The following is a 24,068-nucleotide window of genomic DNA, read 5'->3' on the forward strand; positions in this document are numbered from 1 at the left end:
TCGGTTGTGTGACCATTGAAGGTTGAGTTCATAGTGGTCATAACGTCACGGTCACCGTCCCGAAAACAGCGGCGTCAGACCCTCGCCGGCGAGCTGCTCGTATGGCAGCTCGCCATTGTCGTGATCGTTCTGGCCGCCGTGGCCGCGGTGTCCCTGGCGCAGTCGAAGGCGACGTTCGACCGGGTCGAGGGACGCCGGGTGACCGCGCTCGCCGAGGAGGTGGCGGGCAACCCCCTCGTACGCACCCAGCTCGTGCGGCCCGCTCCGGCCGAGATGCTCGCCCCGCTCCTCCAGTCCACGCTGACCAGGTCCGGTGTCACGTCCGCCGCGGTGGCGAACGCACGCGGAAAGATCGTCGCCGCCACCGACCCCACGCTGGTCGGCACGCGGATGCCGTCCGACGGCCCGCAGGTCGCCGGGGGCCGCGGCTGGTCCGGCGAACTGCCGGTGAACGGCGTCATCCAGCTGGTGGCACAGGCGCCGGTGCTCGGCGCGGGGTTGGACAACGCCGGGGACCACCTCGGCACGGTGATGATCGGACGGGCCTCGCCGTCGGTGTGGCAGCGGCTGGTCGGCGCCTCGTCCTATCTGCTGGTCTACCTCGGCGTCGCCAGCGTCCTCGGGGTGGCCGGTTCCTGGCTGCTGGCCCGGCGGATCAAACGGCAGACCTTCGGCATGGAGCCGCGCGAGATCGCCGGGCTCGCCGAACACCGGGAGGCGATGCTGTTCGGGATCGCCGAGGGCGTGGTGGCCCTCGACCCGCAGCAGCGGCTCACGCTGGTCAACTCGGTCGGCCGCAGGCTCCTGGACCTGCCCGAGGCCTGCGTCGGGATGAGCCTGACCGACCTCGGGATCGAGGGGCGGCTGTACGACGTCCTGGCCGGGACCGCGCCCGAGGGCGAGCCCGGCGATCTCGCACGGCGCGACGAGGTGGTCGTACGCCGGGGTCGGGTCCTGGTGATGAACCGGATGGACGTCACCAAGGACGGCCGCCGCCTCGGCTCGGTCACGACCCTGCGCGACCGCACCGAACTCGCCCAGCTGGAACGGGAGTTGGGCTCGTTCCGCAGCACCACCGAGCTGCTCCGCGCACAGGCCCATGAGTTCTCCAACCAGCTGCACACCATCTCCGGGCTCATCCAGATCGGCGAGCACGACGAGGTCGTACGGTACGTCCGCGCCCTGCGCAAACACCGCGAGTCGCTCGACCTGAACCTCACCAGCCGGGTCCGCGACCGGGCCGTCGCCGCGCTGCTCATGGCCAAGTCGGCGCTCGCCGCGGAGCGCAAGGTGCGGTTGAAGATCTCCGAGCGCACGGCACTGGACCGGCTGGAGCCGACGGACTCCGCGGACGTGGCGACCGTACTCGGCAATCTCGTGGACAACGCGGTCGACGCCGCCGCGAGCGGTTCCAGGGCGGGGGACGACCACGAGGCCTGGGTGGAGGTGGAACTGCGCCAGGACGCCTCCAGCGTGGAGATCGTCGTACGGGACTCGGGGCCGGGCGTGGCTCCGGAGCTCGCACAGGAGGTGTTCTCGCACGGGTTCACCACCAAGGCGGCGCAGGGCGGCGACCGGGGGATCGGCCTGGCGCTCACCCGGCTGGTGTGCAAACGCCGCGGCGGCGAGGTGTCGGTGACCAACACGCAGGCGGGCGCCATGTTCACCGCCCGGATGTCCGTCGGCCGTCCGGCCGAACGAGTGACGGAGGGAGCCCGATGATCGGCGTACCGGACCCACTGGACGTGCTGATCGTGGAGGACGACTTCATGGTGGCGCGGATCCACCGCGGATTCGTCAACGACGTCGACGGGTTCCGGGTGATCGGCACGGCGAACTGCGGGGAGCAGGCGCTCACCGCGGTGGCCGAGCTGCAGCCCGACCTCGTCCTGCTCGACCTCTACCTCCCCGACATGTTCGGCCTGGAGATCATCCCGCGGCTGCGCAGCGCCGGGCACGACTGCGACGTCATGGTGATCAGCGCGGCACGCGAGTCGGACGCGGTCCGCGGCGCCGTACGCCAGGGCGTCGTCGACTACCTGCTCAAGCCGTTCGACGCCGAGGACCTGCGGGCCCGGCTCGAGCAGTACGCCGCGCGGCGCAGCAACCTGTACGCGGCCGTGGTCAGCGGGCAGTCCGACGTGGACCGGGCGCTGGCGAGGGGTGCGGCGCCGTCCGCCACTTCGGCCACTCTGCCGAAGGGCATGAGCGTGGAGACCGCCGAACTGATCGAACGCGAGCTGCGCACCGCCGACGGCAGCCTCTCCGCCGCCGAGTGCGCGGCCCGCCTAGGGGTCTCACGGGTCAGCGCCCGACGGTACCTGGAGCACTTCAGCGTCACGGGACAGGCGGAGGTGTCCCTGCGGTACGGGCACGCGGGGCGGCCGGAGCGGCGGTACAGCTGGCTGGCCGACTGAGGCGCGCGGGCCCGGTGACGTCCGGCCCCCGAGGGGTGCCCTCCTCCCCGGGAAGTACCCCGGCACGCACCCGCTCCTGCCGCGGAGGCATGACAAGTGCCTCCGTGGGCACGATGTGCCGAAAGGTTGCGGAGAGAAGGCTGGTCGCAACGGACCCGGGATACGAGGAGGGCGCCATGAACCGCCAGACCCACGTTCGCGTTCGTGTCACCCGCCGGCCTGCCGCTCCCCGTGACACGAGGGGCGAGATCGACCGGCGCACTCCTTCGGGGCGGATTCTGCCGTACTGACATCGATCCCGAGCGCCCCTGGGGGGCGCGGGACGATCGATCAACCCTCAACTGCCCCAGGCGGTGCCGCTGTACGATTCCCCGGAGGCCTTCTCGCGGCGGGCCGCTCGTCGTCATCGCGGGCGGGGGAGGAGCGACATGGGGGATGCGACGGCCGACGCCGCCGCACCGTTGAGGGCGCTGCTCATGGGGGTGAGCCGCTTCGCTCCTGCCGTCGCCGAGGACGAGGAGCCGATGCCCGGCCAGGGGTGGGACGACCTGCCCTTCGTACTTCCTGTGCTGGCCAGGCTGGAGCAGGCGTACCAGAAGCTCGCCTACGAGGTCAGGGCCGTGCGGGAGCCCGACCGCCGGGCGGTGCGGCAGCACTGGACGGCCGTCGACGAGGAGCAGTACGGCATTGTGCACGTCGTCTCCCATGGCACGACGGCTGTCGCGGGCCGGGGCAGAACGGCCGAGGGTTCGGAGCGGCTGTCCATGGTGCCGTCGTGCGGCAACCCCGGGTTCGGCACCGATGTCAGCCTGTGGGTGCAGGAGGCGAACTCGCTGGCGCACCCGATGCTGTTCGTCGTCGACCTGTGCAGGGCCGGACGCGCCGCCCGCGTCGCACAGTTGGCGCAGATCCCCGACGACCAGTTGCACGCGTGGGTGATCGCGGCGACGGGACCCGACCGGGCGGCGTACGACGGAGCATTCAGCACCGCCGTGGCCGAGGTTCTGGAGGAGATGGCCGACAACGGCCTCGATACCTCGCCGTCGCTGAGGTTCGTCCGCTGGGACAAGGTCACCTCGTCCATCCAGAACAGGTTGAGCGCGACGGGAAGCCGGCAGAAGGTGCACTCCACCAAGGTCGACACCTCGCAGCCGTTGGAGTTGCCCTTCTTCCCCAACCCCAACTGGACCGGCGACCCCCGGCTGGAGCGGTTGCAGACCGTCGACGCGCCGGTGCGGGCGTTCGTCGCCGACCTCGGCGCCGAACACTTCATGGACCGGGTCCGGGACCACTTCGTGGGACGCCGCCGCCAACTCGCCCACCTGGCGCCCTGGTTGGACGACGCCACCGTCGGCGGGCTGCGTGTCGTGACCGGCGCGCCCGGCTCCGGCAAGTCCGCACTGCTGGGTGCCCTGGTGTGCACCGGCCACGAGGAGATCATCCGGGCCGCCCCCGACATCCGCAGACACCTCGCGGCGCAGCAGCCCGACGGCGTGGCCTCTCCCAACCCGATGCTGGCCGCGATCCACGCCCGCAACCGTGAACTCGACGCCGTTCTCACGTCGCTGGCCGCGCAGTGGGGGCTGCCGGCCCGAGGCGCGGGGCGTACCGAGCCCTGGACCGTGCCCGACCTGATCGAGGCGATCGTCGCGCTGCCCGCCGTGCCGGTGCTGGTGTTCGACGCCCTCGACGAGGCCGACGACCCCGCCGATCTGATGCAGCGTCTGCTGCTACCGCTCACGGAGGCGCTACGACCGGACGGCAGGCCCTGCCTGCGGCTCCTCGTGGGCACCCGGCGCGGTACGCGCTTCCAGCCCCTGCTCGAACTGGCCGCCGCCCAGCAGACCTTGCTCGACCTGGACGACGTACCGGACGGGGAACTGCGGGCCGACCTCGCCGAGCACCTGTCGCTGCGGCTCGCCGAACTCCCCTCCTACAGTGCCGCTCCCCAGCGTCCCGTCCGCACCGCGCTGGCCCGGACCGTGGCGGCGAAGCTCACCCGCAACGCCGGGACCGTCCGGGACTGGGGCCCGTTCCTCGTCGCCCGGATCTTCGGCCGTGCCCTGGAGACGCTGCCCGCGCCGGCGGACGTGGCGGCAGCCGAGCACCTGGGTGCGAGCGTGCCGGTCACACTCCCCGGCGTCCTGGAACTCGACCTGAGCCTGCAACCGCAGCGCGCCCGCCTGCGTGCCGTGCTCGCCGCGGTCGCCTGGGCGAAGGGCGAGGGCTTCCCCACGGAGGCGGTCGCCGCCGTGGCCGCCGAGTTCGCCCCGGACGTGAACGACGGCAACGTACGGCAGTTGCTCGAAGCGAACCGCTTCTATCTGCGCACCGGAGTCGAGAGTGACGGCTCCACTCTGTACCGGCTCTTCCACCAGGGACTCGCGGACTATCTCCAGGTCGAGTCCTACCTCCGTCCGTACACCCCGACACACCCTCGTCCCGACTCCAGCGGAGGCCCGGAGTGAAGATCCTCGGAATCCACGGCATCGGCAACCACCGGCCCGGCGAATCGCCGGAGACGGCGGCCCGCAACCTCTCCGCCACCTGGGCCAAGCACCTGGGCGCGGACGGCGCGGACGTCCACGTCGTCTACTACGCCGACCTGTTGCGGGAGGACGGAGCCCAGAGCGGTGACGAGGAACTGGAGGATCTCACGCCGGCCCAGGAGGAACTCGTCCTGGAGCTCGTGAACGCGCAGCCCGCCGATCCGGGCCCCACCGCACCCGGCCGGGTCGCTCAGGGACTGCTGACCGCATTCCTGCGCGACCGCCTCGCCGCACTGGCGGAAAGCCGGGAGTGCCCCGAGTGGTACATGCAGTGGTTCATGGCCCGCCTGGCGAAGGAGGTCGTCGCCTACCAGACCCCCGGCTCGGATCGTGAGGAGGTCCGGCGGCGGTTGCGCGAAGCGATCGACCGGCATCACCCCGACGTCCTCGTCGCCCATTCCCTCGGGTCGGTGATCGCCTACGAGACCCTGCACGGGACGGGGACACCGCACGTCCCGCTGTGGGTGACGATCGGCTCGCCGCTGGCCCTGCCCAAGGTGGTGTTCGACCGGCTCGACCCCGCCCCCGTGGCCGGCAGGGGCGCCCGGCCGCACGCGGTGGGACGCTGGGCCAACCTCGCCGACCCCGGCGATCTCGTCGCCCTTCCGGCCAAGGGCGTGTCGCGGCGCTTCAGCGGTGTCGAGAGCGATGACCACGTGCTCGTCCACCAGGGCTTCAGGTTCCACCACGCGGAGAAGTACCTTCAGGCGCCCGCCCTCGCCCGGTTGCTGGCGACCGCGGCATGAGTGAGGAGTGGGGCGAGGCACAGGAGGCGGCGGAAGAGGCCTGGGAGAGGGAACGGGACAGGCAGGAGGAAGCCTGGCTGAGCGATGTGCAGCAGGAGCAGGAGCGACGCGAGAGGGTCCGGGACCGGACCGCCGGCCGGGTTCTCGCCCGGCTGCTCGACCCCGTCACCGTGAACGGAACGACACGCTGGGATCTCGCCTCGCCGTATCTGCTGCGCCACGCCGCCGAGCATGCGGCCGAGGCCGGCTCGCTCCAACAGCTCTTCCACGACTGGGACTTCCTCGTCCACGCCGACCCGCACTCGGTGCTGACCTTCGGCTCTCTGCTGGAGGCGGAGAACCGGAGCCTCGCCCTGCCCGGGGAGGAGAGTCGCGTCCGCTCCCTGCCGGTCTACCGGGCGTCAGTGGTGGAGCACGCCTCGGCGAGCCCCGAGGAGCGGCGGCACATCCTCGCGGTGGACGCGGCCCGGCACCAGTGGCCTGAGATCAGCAGTCGGCTCTACCACCCCGCCCACGCCGAGCCCACCCCCTGGCAGTGCCGCTGGTCCACGGCGAGCAACATCAGCTCGCAGCTGCGGGGCGCTCTCTCCCATGACTCCGCGGTGTCGTCGGTGGCGACCGGCACGGTTCCCGGACTGTCGTACGCGGTGACCACCGCGCAGGACGACCGGACGGCCCGGGTCTGGGACCTGAGCAGCAGCACCCTCCTGCACGAGGTGCACGGCCACGTCGCGCCGCTCACCGCTGCGGCCACGGGAGGGAGCCGAACCGGTCCTGTCATGGTGACCGCGGGCGAGGACGGCGCACTGCGGTGCTGGGAGCCGTACGACGGCGCACCGCGCTGGGGCGTCGCCGCACACGAGGGCGCCATCCACGGGCTGGCCCTCGGGGAGTCGCACGACGGACCGATGGTCGTGACCCATGGCGACGACGGCACGGTGCGGGTCGGGGACCTGGAGACCGGAGCGGTCCGTCACTTCTTCACGGGAGTACCGCGGCACGGCCGCATGGCCGTGGCGGGGTCGGGCACCGGCAGGGATGACGTGATCGTCGTGATCGGCGCGGGCCGCATCCACTGCCTGGACCTCGGCACGGGGGCGGAACGCTTCCGGACGCGGCTCGACACCGGGGAGGTCCGCGCCGTGGCCGCCGCGCAGGTGGGCGCGAGTCCGGCCGTCGTCGTGACGTACGACGAGGGCTGGGCGCAGGTGTGGGACCTCCACACCGGCCGCGTGCACACCACGCTGACGGGGCCGCCGTCGTCCATGGAGGCCCTCGCAGTCGTCGACAACGGACTGGAATGCGTCGCCGTCACCGGCGGCAGCGACGGGACCGTCCGCCTGTGGGACGTGGAGGGCGGCGGCGCCGCGCTGCGTGAACTCACCGCGCACTTCGCCGAGATCACGGCGCTGACCTGCTACGCAGCCCCCTCGGCAGGCGGGCCTCACACCCCACAGCACGAGGACCGCACCGACACCGAGGACCTGGCCCTGACGCCGTCGTCCCGGCAGCGCATCCGGGCCACGACCGGCCAGACCCGAAGGGAGCGCCTGCTGCGCTCGCTCTCCGGCCACTCCCTGCTGTCCGCCTCGGCCGACCACACCCTGCACGAGTGGGACCTGACGAGCGTCAGCCCGCGCCAGACGTTCACCGCCCACACCGTCGCGCCCCGCACGATCCGTGTCACCGAGGTCGCCGGCCGCCCGGTGGCGGTCAGTTCCGGGCACGACGGCACCGCTCGCGTGTGGACGCTCGACGACCGGCGGGCCCGGACCGTCGGCGGCGTGACCCATCCGCTCCCGGTCCGCTCCCTCTCCGTGGCCCGGGCGGACGGGCGGATCCTGGTGGCCACCGGCTGCGGGGACGAACGCCTGCGCGTCCTGACCGGGTCGGACGGCAGATCGGAGGGCATCCATTTCAACGGCAGAAGCAAGGTGACGGCCGTCGCCCTCGGCGCGACCCGGGAGGGGCCCGTCGCTGTCGTCGCCACCGCCGACGGACGCCTCACGGCCCGTCGGCCCGAGACGGGCCGGCGGCAGTGGCAAGCCACGTCGTCCTGCGGCCCCGTCTGCGCCCTGTCCGTCGCCGGATCACGCCGCCGCCCGCTTGTACTGGCCTTCGGCCCGGACGCGGACGCACGCCTCCAGGTCCGCTCCCTCACCACCGGTCGCCCGCAATCGTGCGGCCTGAACGGCCTGACCGGGGTCACCGCGGTCGCCGCCGCCTGCATCCGCGAGCAGCCGGTCGCGGTCACGGCTCACCGTGACGGAACCATCCGGCTGTGGAACCTCACCACTGACACGCTGCGCAGATCCATCAGGGGTGCCACCGCACGCGTCGACCTGCTCGCCGTGGCCACCACCTCCGCCGGTCCGCTCGTCACGGCCTGCGCCGAGGGCCGCCTGCGCGTGTGGGACGCCGACACGGGCAGGCTCCGCGCCGGCATCTCCGTCGGGCCCACGTCGGCGCTGGCACTCGGCGAGTTCCACGGCCGCCCGATGGCGGTCACCGTTCCCGCGGGGCGGAACACGGTCTGCTTCTGGGACGTGGAGACCGGCGACGCCCACACCACCGTGTCCGTGCCGGCGCCCGTCGGCGCCCTCTCCCTGGCGGACGGCGTCCTCATCGTCGGATACGGCCGGGAAGTCGCCGCTTTCAGCGCCTTCGACAACCCGGGTCCCTGGGAAGATCAGCAGCAGCCGGAGCCGCCCGCACCGGCTGCCCCGCCGGAGGTTCGCACCGAGCGCGGCAGGAACGGGGGCGGACGCCTGTTCCCCTGGGAGATGCCGGTGCTGGCTTACATCTGCGGACAGGACACACCGCAGACCCTGACCGACCTGAGGACGGCGTTCCGCGATCACGTCCACCGCTACCGGCTCGGCCGACGGGGCCTGAAGCAGGTCGTGCGCTCGTTGGCGTCCAAGGGCCTGATCGAACAGTCGAACGGACGCGGCCGCTGGGCGCCGACGGCACTGGGGCGCTACCGGGTGCAACGAGCCGAACGGGCCAAGGCCCACCCCATCAGATGAGTTCGGCGGGCGCCGGTACGTCTCAGGTGGCCGGGTCGAGCTCCAAGGGCTCGATCTTGCCCTCCAGCATGGTGCCGAGGCCCTGTACGGCGCAGACGTCGGGGCGCTCGGCGATGTGCACCGGCATGCTCGTGGCCTGGCGCAGCATCTCGTCGAACCCGGGCAGCAGCGCACTGCCGCCGACCATCATGATGCCGCGGTCGGCGAGGTCGGCGACCAGGTCCGGCGGGCAGTCCCGCAGTACCTTGCCGATGCTGTCGAGGACGGCCGTGAGGGGGGTCTGGATGGCGTCCCGTACGGCGGCGGTGTCGACCTGGACGGAGCGGGCGAGGCCGGTGCAGACGTCCCGGCCGTGGATCTCGGTGGAGGCCGGGCCCTGCGGGGTCAGCCCGTTGCCGGACAGGGCGAGCTGCAGGGGCCGTACGTTCTGGCTGGGCAGCATCAGCTCGTGCTGGTGGCGCAGGTGCTGCACGATCGCGTGGTCGACCGCCTCGCCGCCGACGCGGATGCGTTCCGCGGTCACGATGCTGCCGAGGGAGAGCACGGCGACCTCGGTCGCGGCGGCCCCGCACACCATGATCATGCTGGCCTCGGGCTGCTCCACGGGCAGACCGCATCCGACCGCGGCGGCGATGAGGGTGTCGACGAGCTCGACGCGCCGGGCACCGAGACCGACCAGGGTTTCTATCGCGGCACGCTGGGCGAGCGGGTCGGCGTCGTGCGGCGTGCACACGGCGGCGCGCAGGAAGGGCTTGCGGCGCAGGGCGCGGCGCATCTTGTCGCCGAGGAGGTGCCGCAGCATGCGCTGCGCCATCTCGATGTCGACGACGGTGCCACCGGAGACGGGCCGTACGACGCGGATGTAGTCCGGGGTGCGGCCGGTCATCTTCTCCGCGAACTCGCCGACCGCGATGAGGGCGCCGGTGCGGGTGTTGACGGCGGCGGCGGAGGGCTGGTCGACGACGAGTCCGGCGCCCTTCACATAGACGCGGGTCCTGGCAGCCCCCAGGTCGACGGCGAAATGGCAGCGACGCAGCTGCTCCAGTGTGGCGGTCATGGGGGTCCTCCCGAGAGCGCAGACCGTGGGTCCGCCGGGTTGGGTGGCGGGCCTCCGTGACCTCGATCGTGCGCGCGGCGGGGAGGGGGGCGCCTTCTGGAGGGGGCCGGGCGGGGTGCCGCTGAATGGGGGTTTTTGTTTCTGATGGGGGGTCAGATCGGTGTGTCGCGTGACAGGGAGCGGGCCGCGTCGAGTATGGGGCGCAGGGAGTCGACGATCACGTCGCAGCCGGCCTTGCGGAGGCGTCGCTCGGCGGCGGGGGAGTCGGCGTAGCCGATGACGGGGAGGTCCAGTTGCCGGGCGGCGGTGACCTCGGCGGCCGTGGAGGAGATCACCAGGCCCCTGGCGGTGCGGCCGAAGTGGTTCAGCGCGAGGCGGAGACACTCCGGATGGGGCATCAGATGCCGGCCGCGGCCGTAGGCCGCCGTCAGGGGCACACTGCGGAAATCCACGTGGCGCTGGACGGCCTGCTCGCAGAAGTCCGTGACGACGGCCACCCGGCGACCGGAGTTGTGCAGACAGCGGACGAGGTCGGCGGCCTGCGGGGAGGGGCGGGCGTGGGACACGGCCCGCAGTTCGAGTGCGTCGAGGCGGTCACGCAGGAGCGGCGCGATGCTGCTGTCCGCGAAGGCACGCAGTACGTCCAGGGGGTGGACGAACTCCTCCTGGAGCGGGACGGGACCCGTGCTGTCACCCATGAGCGGGCGGCCCGCCAGCGCGTCCTCCGGGTCGCGGTGATCGACGACGAGGGAGAGCAGGTCGAGGGCGGCGCTGCGCGCGGCCTGCGTGGAGAACGGCCTGGCCAGGGGCCCTTCGAAGCCGAGCAGGACGTACTCGGCGGGGAGCAGGAGGTCGGTCGGGGGCGGGGAGGTGCCGAACGGCCGTGGCGGTGTCGCGGGCGTCGGCGGTTCCTCGGCCGCCAGCCGCACCGAGCAGGTCGCCGACAGCCCCGGCACCGGCCACGACCTGCGCAGCCCGGTCTCCACGGCCTGCTGTGCCGCGCCCGCCCGGCGCAGTGGGTAGCGGCGGGTGATGCGCGACGCCTCGCGGAGGAAGTGGTCGAGCAGGTCGTTCGCCGCGTGCGTGACGTCACCGAGGACGAAGGCCACCGGGGAGGCCACATGCCAGGAGATCTCGACCGACCCGGCGAAGGTACCGCCGGAACTCGGGAGGGCGACCTGGTGGCTTGCCCGGTGGGTGGTGAGGTCGACCTCGTAGTACGTCACGTTGCGGGGACTGCGTACGCCCCAGGGGCGGGCGGGGTCGAGGACGGTGAGGGGCCCGTCGGGCTGGGTGTGGACGATGGCCATGCGGCCGGGGTCCGACGACAGCAGGGCCAGGTCGGGCGCGTTGAAGGGGCCGCGTACCAGTTCGCGGGGCGCGGCCTCCTGCTCGGCCGCCCGCAGGGACAAGGGGCAGTACCAGGCGATGGGCGGGGACCCCGTCGTACTGCGGTGCAGTGGCAGGAACGCCGAAGTGCCGGCGAGCCCCGCGCGCAGCTCCGGCGAGACGACGACCGTGATGTCCGCGGTGACGGACTCCAGGGCGGCACGCACGTCGCCGGGGATGGCGGACTCGTCGGCGCCCGCGATCCACGGCGTGTGCCAGAACGTCACCCGGAACCGCGGGGGGTCGGCCAACTCGGCGAGCGCGACCGGAAGCTGGAGCAGTGCCACGCTCACGATCGGCAGGACGGCGGTGTCGGGCTCGGTGAGGACGACGTACCCGTTGTCGCGGGCCAGCACCTCGTACTGCTCCTGCGGCAGTACGGCAGACAGCATCCGGTCCGTGGCACGGCCGAGGGCGCGGTGGGCCTCCGGGTGCTCGCTCAGGCCCTCGGCCTCGAGGACGATCGTCGGGCGTGGGGCGGTGCGCAGCTCGTGGTACAGCTCCCGCAGGGCCGGTTCGACGGGTTCGCCGTACTGCCGCTCCCGGTACTCCTCGTACGACTCGTACGCCTCGATGGCCTCCGCGACGCGGCCCGTCCCTTTGAGCGCCACGATGTGCAGCCGGCGGAAGTCCTCGCGGTTCGGGTGGTCCCGGACGAGGGTGGTGAGATCGGCTGCCACCTGTCCGAAGAGGCCCATTTCCAGGCCGATTTCGGCACGGGTGGCGTACAGGCTCAGACGCAGGCTGCGCAGTCGGGTGCGGGCGACCTTCGCGGCGGGGCCGGGGATGCCGAGCAGCGGGTCGCCGTAGAACAGGCTCAAGGCATCCTGAATCAGGGAGCGTTGGGCGTCCAGGGCAGTGTCGTCCGTGCGGTCGGCGACCAGTTCCTCGCAGTGCTGCACGTCGACGTAGTCGCCCGGCAGGTGCACGGCGTAGCCGTCGGCGAGCTCGGCGAGGGTTCCGGGGCCGAGGCACTGCCGCAGTTCCGTCGCCAGCACGCGAAAGCGGCGCACACGATCCAGTTCTGACGGTTGCCGCTCCCACAGGCCCTCGGCGAGTTGGTCGAGTCCGACGCGGCGGCCCTGTTTGAGGAGCAGCATGCAAAGGAGCGCCTGGGCCTCCGGGGACGGGAGGGTGAGGAAGCGGCCGACGCGTCGGATGTTCAGCGGGCCGAGCATGGTGACGCGCAGCCGGTCCGCCTCCATCTCACCCGTCGCCCATGCGAACGCGGTCGAGTTCGGGAGCCGTCGTACGGTGTCGACCAGGTCGTTGCCCCGCGTCAGTTCCGCCATCATCCGCTGGAACCGCAGGTTGACCGGGCTGTGCGAGGCCAGGTCCCTGAGCAGTGACCGGAACATGAGGAAGTCCGACCTCTCGTCCTGTGTCTCCGCCTGCTCCCCCAGGGCGAACCTGCTGATCACCACCGACCCGTCCGGCCGCAGCAGCAGGCCGTCCCAGCCCTCCTGTCCGCGCACCAGGCCGCGCTCGTGCAGGGCCTCCAGCGCGGGCACGACATCCGCCACCAGCTGGGCGAACACCCGGAAGGAGACCCCCGGCCCGCTGCCCAGCTGGAGTTCGGCCAGTGTGACGCCGTCCACGAACTCGGCGACCAGATAGGGCTCCCCGCCCTCCACGCCGTGGTCCACCACGCGGACGACGTTCGGATGCCGCAGCTCCGCCAGCGCCCGCGCCTCCCGCAGGAACCGCTCCTGCGGGGCGTCCTGGCGCGGATAGCGGTGCACGACCACGGGCACGTCGGTCCACGTGTCGTGGGCCGCCCACATGCGCCGGCTCGGCCCCCGCTGCCCCAGTAGCCGGTACCGCCCGGCGAAGAGGCCCGCCATCGCACCTTCGCCGAGCCGCCGCACCGTCTCCGCCTTGACCGTCGCGAACGCCGGCCCCGACCCAGCGTCGCCGTCCGCCCCGTGTCCCCGGCGGACCTCGGCCCGGAACTCCCCGGCCCCGACACCCGCCCGCTCGTCGATCAGGCCGCCCACCCGGGCCAGGAACTCCCGCGTCCGCGTCCGAGCCGTACGCGGCAGGGACCGCAGCAGCAACTCCCGTACGCCCGGACGGAACGCGTACGACCCCGGCGGCCCGCCGGTCGCCGTCAGCATGCCGCTCAGGATGATTTCGGCCAGGTGCTGGGGGCGGGGGCTGCGGTCCAGGGCGCGTTGGACGAGGCGCATCACCGGCAGGGAGGGGTCGGCCAGGGCGAGATGGCCCGCGATGCGGAACGCCTCAGGGGACGCGGTCGCCCGGAAGCGCAGCACCAGGTCCTGCGCCGGCAACGACGCGATGTCGGGGGCCGGTTCGGCGGGCGGTACGGGCGCGGGTGGCAGCCAGGCCAGGGCGCCGGGCGCGTGGCCGCCGCCCGGCGCGGCGATCAGGGCGGCCCAGTTGGCGAGCCAGGCCGGGGCCGGTTCCAGTACGGGGAGGGGGACGGCCCGGTCGTACGCCTCGTGCGGGTCGTACGGCGTGAAGGTGAGCGCGGTGGACGGTGCCGCCGAGGCCGGCGCGGTGAGCAGACCGGGGGCGGCGGGCAGGGCCGTGGTGTGCCAGAGGTGTTCGGGCAGCGGCTGCACGACGGCCAGGGGCATGCGGGACGCCCAGCGGCGCAGGGTGCGGTACCAGCGGTCGCCCGCGGGGCCGGGGCGCCATTGCGGGCCCATGCAGTCGCTGACGATCAGGGTGACGGTACGGCCGTCGGCGAGCGCGGGGACGTGCGGCGCGCGACCGTCGGGGCCGGCGCGGTGCACGGTGACCGTGCGGAAGATTCCCGACTGGGCGAGCACGGTGTGCAGTTCGCGTACCAGGGGACGCCAGACGGGCATCGTCGGGCCCGCGTCATACACCAGGTTGAGGCGCAGCCAGCGGTCCGGAGCCGGTCGCAGCACCGGCAACCAGACATCCGGGTGCGCGCCCAGCCGCGCGATCCGGTCGGCGGTGGCGTGCTCGTCGAGCAGCCGGGCACGGGGCGCGGGCACCTTGCGCTTGAGGGGACGCAGGGCGCGCTGCAGGGCGAGGGGGTGGGGCAGCATCGGGGGCGCGGGGGCGAGCAACGGGGTGCCGCCGCGCGGACGCCGCGGGCCGGGGTGCCGGGGCTCCGGGAGGTGGAGGGGGATGCGGTCGTCGGGGGGCGGGGTGGGCGACTGGGGGTCCCCGGGGGATGGCGGGTTCGCGGGCGGCGGTACGGCCGTGGGGGTGCGGGGCGTCTCGGTGGGCTCCGGGTGATGGGCAGGGCTGGTGGGTGCCGCCTCCCGGCCGGGGGCCCCGTCCTCCCGTACGGCTGACTGCTCGGCAAACCAGAGGAGTTCGGCGAGCTCACGGGAGGTCGGCCCGGACTCGGGCGACGCGTCCGCATGCGTGACGGCGGCCAGAACGGCGGCCAGCTGAGCAACGGCGGACAGCCCTCGCCGGTCGGACCCCCGCCCCTCAGACCCCCGCTCCTCAGATCCCCGCCCCTCAGGGTCCCCGGTCTCAGAACCCATCGCCCTCGGCCGCCGCGCTCAGATACGGCATCAGCTGTTCGGCCAGCTTCTCGCGGGAGTCGGCTTCCAGGCCTGCGACGCCGGTGAGGTAGATGGCGTTGAGGAGCTGGTCCGTGGCCAGATCGCCGGTGCCGGCGCGGGTCAGGAAGTCGGTGATCAGGGTCTGCGCCTGCGCGTCGGGTTCGCCGAGGTGGGCGCGGACGATGTCGGTGAGCTGCGTGTGGTCGGGGCGGCGCAGCCGCAGGCGGACGCAGCGGCGGAGGAAGGCGGGCGGGAACTCGCGTTCACCGTTGCTGGTCAGGACGACGAAGGGGAAGGCGCGGCAGCGGACCCGGCCGCGCAGGACCGGCGCGGGGGTGTCCGTGCCGTCGGCCAGGACCTGGGCCCTGCCGTCGGGGGAGTGGCGGGCCGCGCGGACCAGTTCGGGAATCTCGTACTGGCCCTCCTCCAGGACGTTCAGCAGGTCGTTCGGCAGGTCGAGGTCACTCTTGTCGATCTCGTCGACGAGCAGGGCGCGCGGGCGGTCGTAGGGGAGGAGGGCCGTGCCGAGCGGACCCAGTCGCAGATGGTCCTCGACGCCGTCCGGGGCGGGGCCGTGGCCGCCGTCCCGCCGCGCCGCGTACAGGCGGGACAGCGGGTCGTACTGGTAGAGCCCGTCGGCGAGGGTGCTGCGGCTGGTGATGTTCCAGCGCAGGACGGGGCCGAGGCGCAGCTCGCGGGCGACGGCGTAGGCGAGGGACGACTTGCCCGTGCCGGGCGGGCCGGTGACCAGCAGTGGGCGGCGCAGACACAGCGCGGCGTTGACCAGCTGGATGCTCTCCGGCGTCGGCACGTAGGTCCTCGCCCGGTGTGCGCGGTCCGGCGAGATGGCCGACTCGTCGTCGGTGTCGGCGGGCGGCGGCAGCGCGGGGCCGCCGTCGAAGGCCCGCCAGGGCGGCGGGACGGGCAGCTCGGCGATGCCGTCGTGCGGCTCGTTGGTGCCGGTGTAGACGGACCAGTGCGGCATGGTGCGCTCTCTCCGGGGGCGGGACGGGGCGGGACGGGGGGCGGGTCAGGCGACGGGTGACCGGGTGTGTACGGCCGTGGCGTGCGGGTCGGTGAAGCGGCGTGGGTCGTCCCACAGGAGCTGGATGTCACGCGCCCAGTGGTCGTCCTCCGCGTCGGCCCGCTGACGCAGACTCAGGACGCGGCGCGGGAGCTGGGCGGGCGGCACCCGGGAGACGAGTCCGTCGAGGGCGTCGAGGAACGCCGTACCGGGGCAGTCGGCACTGCCCGCGCAGTCCGCTTCCTCCGGGTCGCAGCCCCGCCGCGTCCACACGATCACCGGTGCCGGCGCGGTGACCGACGTCTCGAAGTGCGGGCGGGTGCGGGCCGCGCGCGGCGTCGCGCCGAAGCCCGCCAGGCCGGCCTCGGACTGCAGCAGGGCCAGCCGGAGCTTCCTGGGGTCCTCGACGCCGCCGCAGCCCACGCGGTGCACGCGGGCGCCCGCGCGGGAGTCCAGGCGCTGCCAGGCACTGGTGAGGACGTGCCGGGTACTGGTTCTGCGGCGGGCGTGGTCGGTGACCACCACCGGGTGGACGCAGCCCAGCGGGGTGTCGTCGTCGGGACCCTTCTCCCAGCGGTCGACCGGCCAGTCCAGCCAGTCGCGGGGCAGGGCGAACGCGATCAACTCGTCGGCGCCGGGCGTCAGATGACAGAACGCGTCCTCGATACGGTCCTGGACACACGCCCGCAGCCGGGCCTTCGGGACGGTCTCCGCGGGGACCGGATGCCGGCGCCCCGCGCTGTACGCCGACACCTCGACCCGCACCAGGTCGTCACCGGCGCCGCTGTGGCCGAGCTCGACCAGGATGGCGCCGGTCTCGGCCCGGGGCGGGGCGGTGAGCAGGGCGTCGAGCCGGTCGGCGAACCGCGTCACGGTGGCCGGATCGTCCACCTCGCACAGCACGAACCACGCCGCCGACCAGAGTGACGCGAACCCCTCGGCCGGCGGCAACGGATCGAACGGCCCCGCCGCGCCGGCGTAGAGCCGCACGGGATCACAGTCGAGACCGGCACGGGCGGCCTTCTCGACGAGGGCGCGCAGCCGGGGGCCGTCGCGGTGGCCGGGGACCGCGGCGGGCGCTCCGGGCGGGTGCGTGGGACCGGGGGCGGGCGTCCGGTGGGAGCGCACCGCACGCGGCGCGGGCGGCCCGTACGGCTGTGCGGCACCCGGTAACGGCCCGCCCCCGACGTACCCCCGCAGCGGTACGAGCGCGCTCAGGCCGGGCCAGTAGCGGGCCAGCACCCGGGTGGGCATCATCCGGCCGGTGCGTACGTCATGGGGGCGGGCCGCTGCCGTGACCATGCCGATGACCTCACCGGTGTCGACGAGGGCGACGGCGGCGCCGCTGAAGCCGACGGCCAGGGGCTGGCCGTGGCCGCTCCAGGCCTCCAGCTGGATCCACTCTGCGCTGATCAGCCACTCGGTCACACCGCGGAACTCGGCGATCGTGCCGTCGAGGTCGTACCCGGCCGGGAACCCGTAGGCAACGAGCTTGCGGTCGCTGAGTGCGACGTCGGCGGGCGCGAGCGGGGCCGGGGCGATCGGTACCTCGCGGTCCAGCTCCAGCACGGCCAGATCGCCCAGCTCGGAGGCGCCGCCGTCCCAGCCGCCGTGCACGACGACCCGCGCCGCCACGGGGGCGTCCCCCGGACGCTGCGGGAAGGTCACCGTCACAGGGTCGAGGTCGCTGTTCTCGACGACATGCGCACAGGTCAGCACCTTGTCGCGGGCCACCAGGAAGCCCGCGCCGGACACCCGGCCGCCGCACTCGATCCGGGCGTGCCACTCGGCACCCTTCAGGCCTGTCATGACGCCCCCGTCATCCCACCGCTCGTCGTCGTCCGGCGAGCATGCCCATTGTCCAGGACGGCAGCCGGGGTTGTCCCGGTTTCCGGCCCCTCCCCGCCCTCGCCCCGTCTTTCGACGCACCTCATCCCCCTACCCCGCCACGACTCCCCGGATCAGCCCCAGCTCCACCAAGTCCTGCGGCCGAATCCGCAGCTGATCCGCAGTCGCCTCCACCTGCTCCGCCTCCCGCTTCAGAATCGCCGCCGCCAGCTCCGGCGCGATCACCGAGAAGTAACTGTCGGGCGTCGCCCAGGTGTTGCCCGGCGCCGCCAGTGCCAGCGCGCCGCCCGAGCCGCCCTCGCCGATGACCAGCGTGGTGATCGGGACGCGGGCGCCGGCCACCGCGGCGAACAGGTCCGCGATCGCCGCGCCGACCCCTTGCCGCTCCGCCTCCGCGTCGTTGGCGGCGCCCGGGGTGTCCACCAGGGTGAGCACCGGGATGCCGAGCCGGTCCGCGAGGCGGATCAGGCGGGTGGCGGTGCGGTAGCCGGCGGGGCGGGTGGCGGCGCCGGTCTGGGCGGCGTAGGCGACCGTGCGGCCGTCGTGGGTGCCGAAGCCGCAGAGGATGCCCTCGGGGTCGGTGCCGCCGCAGCGGTCGCCGCTGATCGTGACGCGGGTGGTGAAGCAGGCGTCCAAGTAGGCCCCGGCGCCCGGGCGTTGTGGTGCGCGGGCCCGTCGGACCGCCTCCCAGCCGGTGGCCGGCAGGTCGGGCGCACCCAGGGCGTGGGGTACCGGGGCCTCCTGCGCGGACGGCCCCGCCAGCAGCCGCAGCCACCGTCCCAGCTCCGCCCGCAGCTCCTGCGGCCGGACGACCGCGTCCACCGCCCCCGCCGCCACCTGCGCCTGAGCCGTGTACGCCGCCGGATCGGCGTCGGGCGGGCGGACCCGGGAGCCCGCGAAGCCGACCTGGGCGCCGGGCAGGGCGAGGGTCACGTCGGCGCCCGCGCCGAGGGTGGCCCAGCCGCCGCCGGTCGTCGGGTCCCGGAGGACCGCGATCTGCGCCAGCCCGGCCTCCCGGGTCAGCGTCGACTGCCGTGCCACGCGCTGGAGTTGGGTCAGTGCGAACATGCCCTCCTGCATCCGGCTGCCGCCCGTGGCGACCAGCGGGACGACCGGGAGGCGGTGGGCGCGGGCATGGGCGTACGCCGACTCCAGGCGGTCCCCGGTGCGTCGGCCGAGCGAGCCGCCGAGGAAGCCGAACTCGAAGGCCAGCAGCATGGCGGGGGTGCCTGCCACGCTCGCGGTGCCGCAGACGACCGACTCCTCCTCGCCGGTGCGCTCGGCGGCACGCGCGCGTGAGGCGTCGTAGCCCTGCCAGCCGAGGGGGCCGTCCGGCCCGGAGTCCCTTTCCGGGTAGGGGAGTTCGGTGAAGGTGGAGTCGTCGGCGACCAGCGCGATCGTCTCGCGTGCCGACGGGCGCCGCTCAGTCATGGGCCAGGGCCCGCTTCATGATCTTCCCCATGTCGTTGCGGGGGAGGGCGTCGAGGTAGTGGACCCGGCGCGGACGCTTGTGCGGGGCCAGGCGGGCGGCGACATGATCCGCCAACTCATCGGCTCCCGGCGGTACTTGAGGGTCCGCCGGGACGATCCACGCCACGATCCGCTCGCCCAGGTCGGCGTCCGGTTCGCCGGTGACGGCGGCCTCCCGGACACCCGGGTGTTCGAGGAGCGCGTTCTCGATCTCGCCCGCCCCGATCTTGTAGCCCCCGCTCTTGATCAGGTCGGTGGCCTTGCGGCCGACGATCCGGACGTACCCGTCGGGGTCGCGCACCGCCATGTCGCCGGTGCGGAACCAGCCGTCCTCGGTGAACGCGGACGCCGTGGCGTCGGGGCGGTTGAGGTACTCGGTGAACAGGTTCGGGCCGCGCACCTGGATCTCGCCCACGGTCTCGCCGTCGTACGACGCGATCGGCGTCCCGTCCTCCTCCACCAGCCGCAGCTCCACGCCCGGCAGCGGCACGCCCACCGCCCCGGGCCGCGGCTCGCCGTCCGCGCGGACGCTGGTGTTCATCAGCGTCTCCGTCATGCCGTACCGCTCGATGACCCGCTGTCCGGTCGCTGCCGTGATCCGCTCGTGGTCGTGCACGGGGAGCGCGGCCGAGCCCGAGACCAGGAGCCGGGCCTTGCCGAGCGCCTGCGCCAGCCCCGGGTCCCCGGGGAGCGCCTGGGCGATGCGGTGGTACATCGTCGGCACGCCGAACAGCATCGTCGCGCCGTCGTTCAGCTCGCGCGCGACGCCCTCCGTGTCGAACCGGCCCAGGTGGCGCACGGATCCGCCGCGGCGCAGCGGGCCGAGGATGCCGAGGACCAGTCCGTGCACATGGAACAGGGGCAGGCCGTGCACCAGGGTGTCGTCGCCGGTCCACTGCCAGGCGTCGGCGAGCGCGTCCAGGGTGGCGGTGATCGCCCGGCGGGGGATGACGGCGCCCTTGGGCGGGCCGGTGGTGCCGGAGGTGTAGACGACGAGGGCCGGGTCGCTCTCGGTGGCCCGCTCGGCCGGACGGACGGCGGCGGCCCGTACGTCGACGTCCACTCGCGCCAACTCGTCGACGGGTGACGGGAGTTCATCGCCAGGTGCCGCGAGCACGAGGTTCGGCGCACTGTCGGACAGGATGTGCCCCAGCTCCTTCTCGCCCGACTTCGGGTTGAGCGGTACGGCGGCGATCCCGGCCTCCAGTGCCGCGACCACGGCCACGGCGGTCTCCAGGGCCGGCGTCGCCCACACGGCAACCCGCGCCTCGCCCGCGATCCGGCCCGCGAGGGCACCGGTCGCGGCGGAAAGCTCCGCGTACGTCAGGGCCCGGTCACCGAACCGCAGGGCAACCCGCCCCGCCGGACCGGCCGTCAGGGCCGGGAAGAGAGAGGACACGCGTCGTACTCCTTAACTGTTCAACGGACACCGAGTGTTGCCGTCCAACGACCTACCCCCAGCCGGGCACGACCAGCACCAGCCACACCACCGCGGGTACCGCCGCCACCACGATCCCTCCGTACACCATCAGCTGCCGGAAGAAACGCTCACGGTCGACATCCGGGGCCGCGGCCAGCACCAGAGCGCCGTTCGTCGAGAACGGGCTCACGTCCACGACGGTCGCCGACACCGCGAGCGCCGCCACCATGCCGACCGCCCCGATCTCGCCCTGCGCCAGGAACGGCACGGCGAGCGGGATGAGCGCGCCCATGATGCCGACGGACGAGGCGAACGCCGACACGAGCGCGCCGATGTAGCAGAGCAGGACGGCGGCCAGCAGCGGTACGCCGATGCCGCTGACGCCCTCGCCGGCCCAGGTGATGGTGCCCATCTCGTCCAGCACGCCGACGTACGTCAGCACGCCGCAGATCAGCAGCACCGTCGGCCAGGCGATCTCGCCGACCGCGGTACGGCTGTCCGCCGGCCACGCCGTGCTCAGGACGACGGCGAGGGTGATCGCGGTCAGACCGGCGTCCAGATCGAAGGCGAGGACGGCGACGACGAGGGCGACCAGGGAGAGGAGGGTGGCGGCACGGGCGGGGGTGAGGTGGGCGGCGGGGGGCGCCTCGGGGCGGACGGCGACGGCGGTGGTGGTGCCGGTGGTGGCCGTACCGGCGGGTGAGGTTCCGCCACCGGTGCCGCCGCCCGGCGGGGTCTCGCTCGGGTTCTTGGTCGGGTTCGCCTTCGCGGCACTCCCACCACCGGAGGTCCCGTCCTCCACCTCCGTCACCGCCACCGCTCCCTGCGCCCACAGCTTCAGCCCGCCGAAGAGGACGAACACGACCGCCGCGATGACGAGGTTGGCGACCAGGGACGCCAGGAAGAGCGCGACCTCGTTGCCCGGCAGCTTCTCCCGCTCGACGATGCCGTTGACGATCGAGCCGTAGATGCTGATCGGCGAGAAGCCGCCGGCCTGGGCGCCGTGCACGACCATCGCGCCCATCAGCAGCGGGCTGATCCCGTAGCGGGCGGCGAAGCTCAACGCGATCGGCGCGACGATCGCGACCGCGGCCGGGCTCACGGCACCGATGGCCGTGAGCGCGCCGGTGAGGGCGAACATCACCCAGGGGATGAGCGCCACCCGACCCCGGACGAGCCGGATCGAGGCGTGCACCAGCCAGTCGGTGGTGCCGTTGGCGCGGGCGATCGCGAAGAGGTACGTGACGCCGACGAGGACGACGAAGAGGTCGCCGGGGAAACCGGCGAAGATGCCGTCCGCGTCGAGGTCGGCGACCAGGGTGCCGACGGCGAAGGCGGCGGCGAAGGCGAGTGCGCCCATGTTGATCGAGCGGGTGGTGGCGATGACGAACACCACGGCGAGGACGAGGATCGAAATGAGTTCGGGGGACATGCGGGCTCCCGTCTTTGGGTCCCGGGCGAAGGAATGAAGCGAAGGGAAATGAGTGGACGAGTGGCTGAGCCAATCGGGGCGCCTGGCTGGTTAGCGTGGGCGCGCTCGGCGGGCGCGTCAAGGGGTCGCGCATGAATTGGCTCAGCCACTCGTCCACTCGGGGTGCCGGTGTTACGCTCCCGGCGAGAGGGGGAGCCCGTGACCGACGCTCTGCGCCCCATGGCCAAACAGCGCCTGTACGAGCAGGTGCTCGACCGGCTGCGGCAGTACGTCACCGAGGGGGGCCTGCGGGCCGGTGACCGGCTGCCGCCCGAACGGGACCTGGCACAGCGGCTGGGCGTCAGCCGGGCCTCGGTGAAGCAGGCCATCGTGGTCCTGGAGGTCCAGGGCCTGGTGGAGGCGCGGCACGGCGGCGGCACGTACCTGGTCCGCGACAGCCTCGACGTGGAGCCGGTCGAGAAGCTGGTCGAGCGCCGGCGACGCCTCCCCGATGTCCTGGAGGCCCGCGAGGCGCTGGAGACGAAACTCGCCGAACTGGCCGCGGAACGCCGTACGGACGAGGACCTCGCGGCGATGCGGGCGGCCCTCGCGCACATGGCCGAGGAGATCGAGGGCGACGGTCACGGCGTGGAGGGTGACCGCCTCTTCCACGCCGCGGTCACCGCCGCCGCCCACAGCAGCATCCTCGCCGAGTTCATGCGCTCCATCGCCGACCAGATCGCCGAGAGCCGCACGGAATCGCTCCGCCAGCCCCACCGCCCGGCCCGCTCCCTCGCCCAGCACCAGGCCATCCTGGACGCGATCGCCGACCGGCGGCCCGGGCGGGCGGCAGCGGCGATGCGGCGGCACGTCCGTACGGTGGCGAAGGTGCGGTTGCTGGACTGGGAGCCGGAGGAGGAGCGGGAACCGTAGGTCGTCCGGCCCGGCGTTCGATCAGGCCGCCGCCTCCACCACGTCCGCCACCACACAACTCACGTTGTCCGGCCCGCCCGCCTCGTTCGCCGCGTCGATCAGGGCGTGTACGGCGGTGTCGGGGGACGGCGTGGTGGTGAGGAGTGCGCGGATGCGGGCGTCGGGGACGACCGTGGAGAGGCCGTCGGAGCAGAGGAGATAGCGGTCACCGGGTTCTGCGTCGCGTAGGCGGAGGTCCGGGGGAGTGGTCGGGGAGAGGGACTTCAGGAGCAGGGAGCGCTGAGGGTGGGTCGTGGCCTCCTCCGGCGTCAGACGGCCCTCGTCGATCAGCGACTGGACCACCGTGTGGTCGTCCGTGATGCGGAACAGGGCGCCGTCGCGGAGCAGATAGGCGCGGGAGTCGCCGATGTGGACCAGAGCCAGCCGGGAGCCCGTCCACAGCAGGGCCGTCAGGGTCGTACCGGCGTCCTCCTCGGCGCCGCCCGCCGCGTCCCGGACCGCGTCCGTGGCGCCCTGCACCGCCTCCTCCAGCAGGTTCAGGACGTCGCCCGCCGGGAGTTCGGCCGTGTCCAGGAAGCGCAGTGCCTCCACCGCCGCGCTGCTCGCGGGCACGCCCGCCGGGCCGTAGCCGTCGGCCACCGCGAGCAGCCGGGTGCCGGCGTAGGCGGTGTCCTGGTTGGCGGGGCGGGTCCGGCCCCGGTCGGAGTGCGCGGCGTAGCGGAGTTCCAGCATGGTGGTGTCCTTCCTCGGTGCTGCGACGAGTTGGTCGACGAGGAACGCGGCGAGATCCCGCCGTACGGCCGTCTCCGCCTCGACCTGCGCCCAGTAGGCACGGATCGCGCGGGCGGCGTCGGCCGCCGGCAGCGCGCACACCTGACGGATCCGGACCAGCGGCATGCCGAGCCGCCGCAGCCACGCCACCAGGCGGGCCCGCTCCAGCTGGTCGACGGCGTAGTACCGGTACCCGGTGTCCGGATCGACCCGACGGGGCTTGAGCAGCTCCAGCTCGTCGTACAGCCGCAGTGCCTTCGGCGACAGCCGGCAGGCCTTCGAGAAGGCCCCGATCGTCAGCATGTCCTCGCGCATCCCGATCCCCTCCGCTTCCTCGGCACCGATGCTGTGGCTTCACCGAAGGTGAAGGTCAAGCGGCCTGCCCCGGTTCCGGGAGCGCTGTCCGGGACGCGCTTGTTAGCCTGCGCATCGCACAGCCGTGCTACTGCCGTGCTGCCCGCCGTCCTGTCCGCGTCCGACCCGGAGGAACCC

The 24,068-nt window shown here is 73.3% G+C and carries 14 protein-coding genes; 6 read left to right on the forward strand and 8 right to left on the reverse strand.

Features of this window, described 5'->3' with window-relative positions; translation table 11 throughout:
* Positions 1-33: 33 nt before the first annotated feature.
* The 5 genes from OG331_RS33710 to OG331_RS33730 all read left to right on the forward strand — a co-directional run bounded on the left by OG331_RS33710 (position 34) and on the right by OG331_RS33730 (position 8,741).
* Complete coding sequence (locus tag OG331_RS33710) at positions 34-1,722, forward strand: ATP-binding protein (protein ID WP_406203166.1); 1,689 nt, start codon at positions 34-36, stop codon at positions 1,720-1,722.
* Positions 1,719-2,417, forward strand: a complete 699-nt coding sequence (locus tag OG331_RS33715; protein WP_406203168.1) for a response regulator — start codon at positions 1,719-1,721, stop codon at positions 2,415-2,417. Before OG331_RS33710 ends, OG331_RS33715 begins: the two co-directional genes overlap by 4 nt.
* 428 nt (positions 2,418-2,845) lie before the next feature.
* Entirely contained in the window at positions 2,846-4,885 is a 2,040-nt protein-coding gene (locus OG331_RS33720; RefSeq protein WP_406203170.1) for an AAA family ATPase, read from the forward strand.
* The gene (locus OG331_RS33725; RefSeq protein ID WP_406203172.1) at positions 4,882-5,712 is read left to right on the forward strand and encodes a serine peptidase; all 831 of its coding nucleotides are present in this window, start codon (positions 4,882-4,884) and stop codon (positions 5,710-5,712) included. Before OG331_RS33720 ends, OG331_RS33725 begins: the two co-directional genes overlap by 4 nt.
* Complete coding sequence (locus tag OG331_RS33730) at positions 5,709-8,741, forward strand: WD40 repeat domain-containing protein (RefSeq protein WP_406203174.1); 3,033 nt, start codon at positions 5,709-5,711, stop codon at positions 8,739-8,741. Before OG331_RS33725 ends, OG331_RS33730 begins: the two co-directional genes overlap by 4 nt.
* A gap of 22 nt (positions 8,742-8,763) precedes the next feature.
* Here the strand turns inward: OG331_RS33730 and OG331_RS33735 are convergent, their stop codons facing one another.
* The 7 genes from OG331_RS33735 to OG331_RS33765 all read right to left on the reverse strand — a co-directional run bounded on the left by OG331_RS33735 (position 8,764) and on the right by OG331_RS33765 (position 21,893).
* Entirely contained in the window at positions 8,764-9,798 is a 1,035-nt protein-coding gene (locus OG331_RS33735; protein ID WP_362382581.1) for a rod shape-determining protein, read from the reverse strand.
* A gap of 152 nt (positions 9,799-9,950) precedes the next feature.
* On the reverse strand, positions 9,951-14,678 hold the full coding sequence (locus tag OG331_RS33740; protein WP_406203176.1) for an SAV_2336 N-terminal domain-related protein: 4,728 nt from the start codon (positions 14,676-14,678) through the stop codon (positions 9,951-9,953).
* Positions 14,668-15,684, reverse strand: coding sequence for an AAA family ATPase (locus OG331_RS33745; protein ID WP_406203178.1), 1,017 nt, complete (start codon positions 15,682-15,684; stop codon positions 14,668-14,670). Before OG331_RS33745 ends, OG331_RS33740 begins: the two co-directional genes overlap by 11 nt.
* A 45-nt stretch (positions 15,685-15,729) precedes the next feature.
* Positions 15,730-17,532, reverse strand: a complete 1,803-nt coding sequence (locus OG331_RS33750) for a trypsin-like peptidase domain-containing protein (RefSeq protein WP_406203180.1) — start codon at positions 17,530-17,532, stop codon at positions 15,730-15,732.
* A gap of 129 nt (positions 17,533-17,661) precedes the next feature.
* On the reverse strand, positions 17,662-19,002 hold the full coding sequence (locus OG331_RS33755; protein ID WP_406203182.1) for a carboxyl transferase domain-containing protein: 1,341 nt from the start codon (positions 19,000-19,002) through the stop codon (positions 17,662-17,664).
* Positions 18,995-20,440 carry an acyl-CoA synthetase gene (locus OG331_RS33760; RefSeq protein WP_406203184.1) on the reverse strand — a complete coding sequence of 482 codons (1,446 nt, stop codon included), beginning with the start codon at positions 20,438-20,440 and terminating at the stop codon, positions 18,995-18,997. The genes OG331_RS33755 and OG331_RS33760 overlap by 8 nt, the downstream gene beginning before the upstream one ends.
* A 52-nt stretch (positions 20,441-20,492) precedes the next feature.
* The gene (locus OG331_RS33765; RefSeq protein WP_406203186.1) at positions 20,493-21,893 is read right to left on the reverse strand and encodes an SLC13 family permease; all 1,401 of its coding nucleotides are present in this window, start codon (positions 21,891-21,893) and stop codon (positions 20,493-20,495) included.
* 198 nt (positions 21,894-22,091) lie between these two features.
* Between OG331_RS33765 and OG331_RS33770 the strand changes: the two genes are divergently transcribed.
* On the forward strand, positions 22,092-22,805 hold the full coding sequence (locus OG331_RS33770) for a FadR/GntR family transcriptional regulator (RefSeq protein ID WP_363035717.1): 714 nt from the start codon (positions 22,092-22,094) through the stop codon (positions 22,803-22,805).
* 21 nt (positions 22,806-22,826) lie between these two features.
* On the opposite strand, the gene OG331_RS33775 is transcribed toward OG331_RS33770, so the two are convergent.
* Positions 22,827-23,891 carry a MerR family transcriptional regulator gene (locus OG331_RS33775; protein ID WP_406203188.1) on the reverse strand — a complete coding sequence of 355 codons (1,065 nt, stop codon included), beginning with the start codon at positions 23,889-23,891 and terminating at the stop codon, positions 22,827-22,829.
* Between the last annotated feature and the right edge of the window lie 177 nt (positions 23,892-24,068).

It is taken from the genome of Streptomyces sp. NBC_01017 (genome assembly GCF_045162795.1).
In the GTDB taxonomy this organism is placed as follows: domain Bacteria; phylum Actinomycetota; class Actinomycetes; order Streptomycetales; family Streptomycetaceae; genus Streptomyces; species Streptomyces machairae.

Excerpts from the sequence above, each read along its gene's own strand:
- OG331_RS33765 (WP_406203186.1), bottom strand. The coding sequence starts at position 21,893 with ATGTCCCCCGAACTCATTTCGATCCTCGTCCTCGCCGTGGTGTTCGTC.
- OG331_RS33730 (WP_406203174.1), top strand. The coding sequence starts at position 5,709 with ATGAGTGAGGAGTGGGGCGAGGCACAGGAGGCGGCGGAAGAGGCCTGG.
- OG331_RS33755 (WP_406203182.1), bottom strand. The coding sequence starts at position 19,002 with ATGACTGAGCGGCGCCCGTCGGCACGCGAGACGATCGCGCTGGTCGCC.
- OG331_RS33720 (WP_406203170.1), top strand. The coding sequence starts at position 2,846 with ATGGGGGATGCGACGGCCGACGCCGCCGCACCGTTGAGGGCGCTGCTC.
- OG331_RS33740 (WP_406203176.1), bottom strand. The coding sequence starts at position 14,678 with ATGGGTTCTGAGACCGGGGACCCTGAGGGGCGGGGATCTGAGGAGCGG.
- OG331_RS33775 (WP_406203188.1), bottom strand. The coding sequence starts at position 23,891 with ATGCGCGAGGACATGCTGACGATCGGGGCCTTCTCGAAGGCCTGCCGG.
- OG331_RS33745 (WP_406203178.1), bottom strand. The coding sequence starts at position 15,684 with ATGCCGCACTGGTCCGTCTACACCGGCACCAACGAGCCGCACGACGGC.
- OG331_RS33735 (WP_362382581.1), bottom strand. The coding sequence starts at position 9,798 with ATGACCGCCACACTGGAGCAGCTGCGTCGCTGCCATTTCGCCGTCGAC.
- OG331_RS33750 (WP_406203180.1), bottom strand. The coding sequence starts at position 17,532 with ATGACAGGCCTGAAGGGTGCCGAGTGGCACGCCCGGATCGAGTGCGGC.
- OG331_RS33715 (WP_406203168.1), top strand. The coding sequence starts at position 1,719 with ATGATCGGCGTACCGGACCCACTGGACGTGCTGATCGTGGAGGACGAC.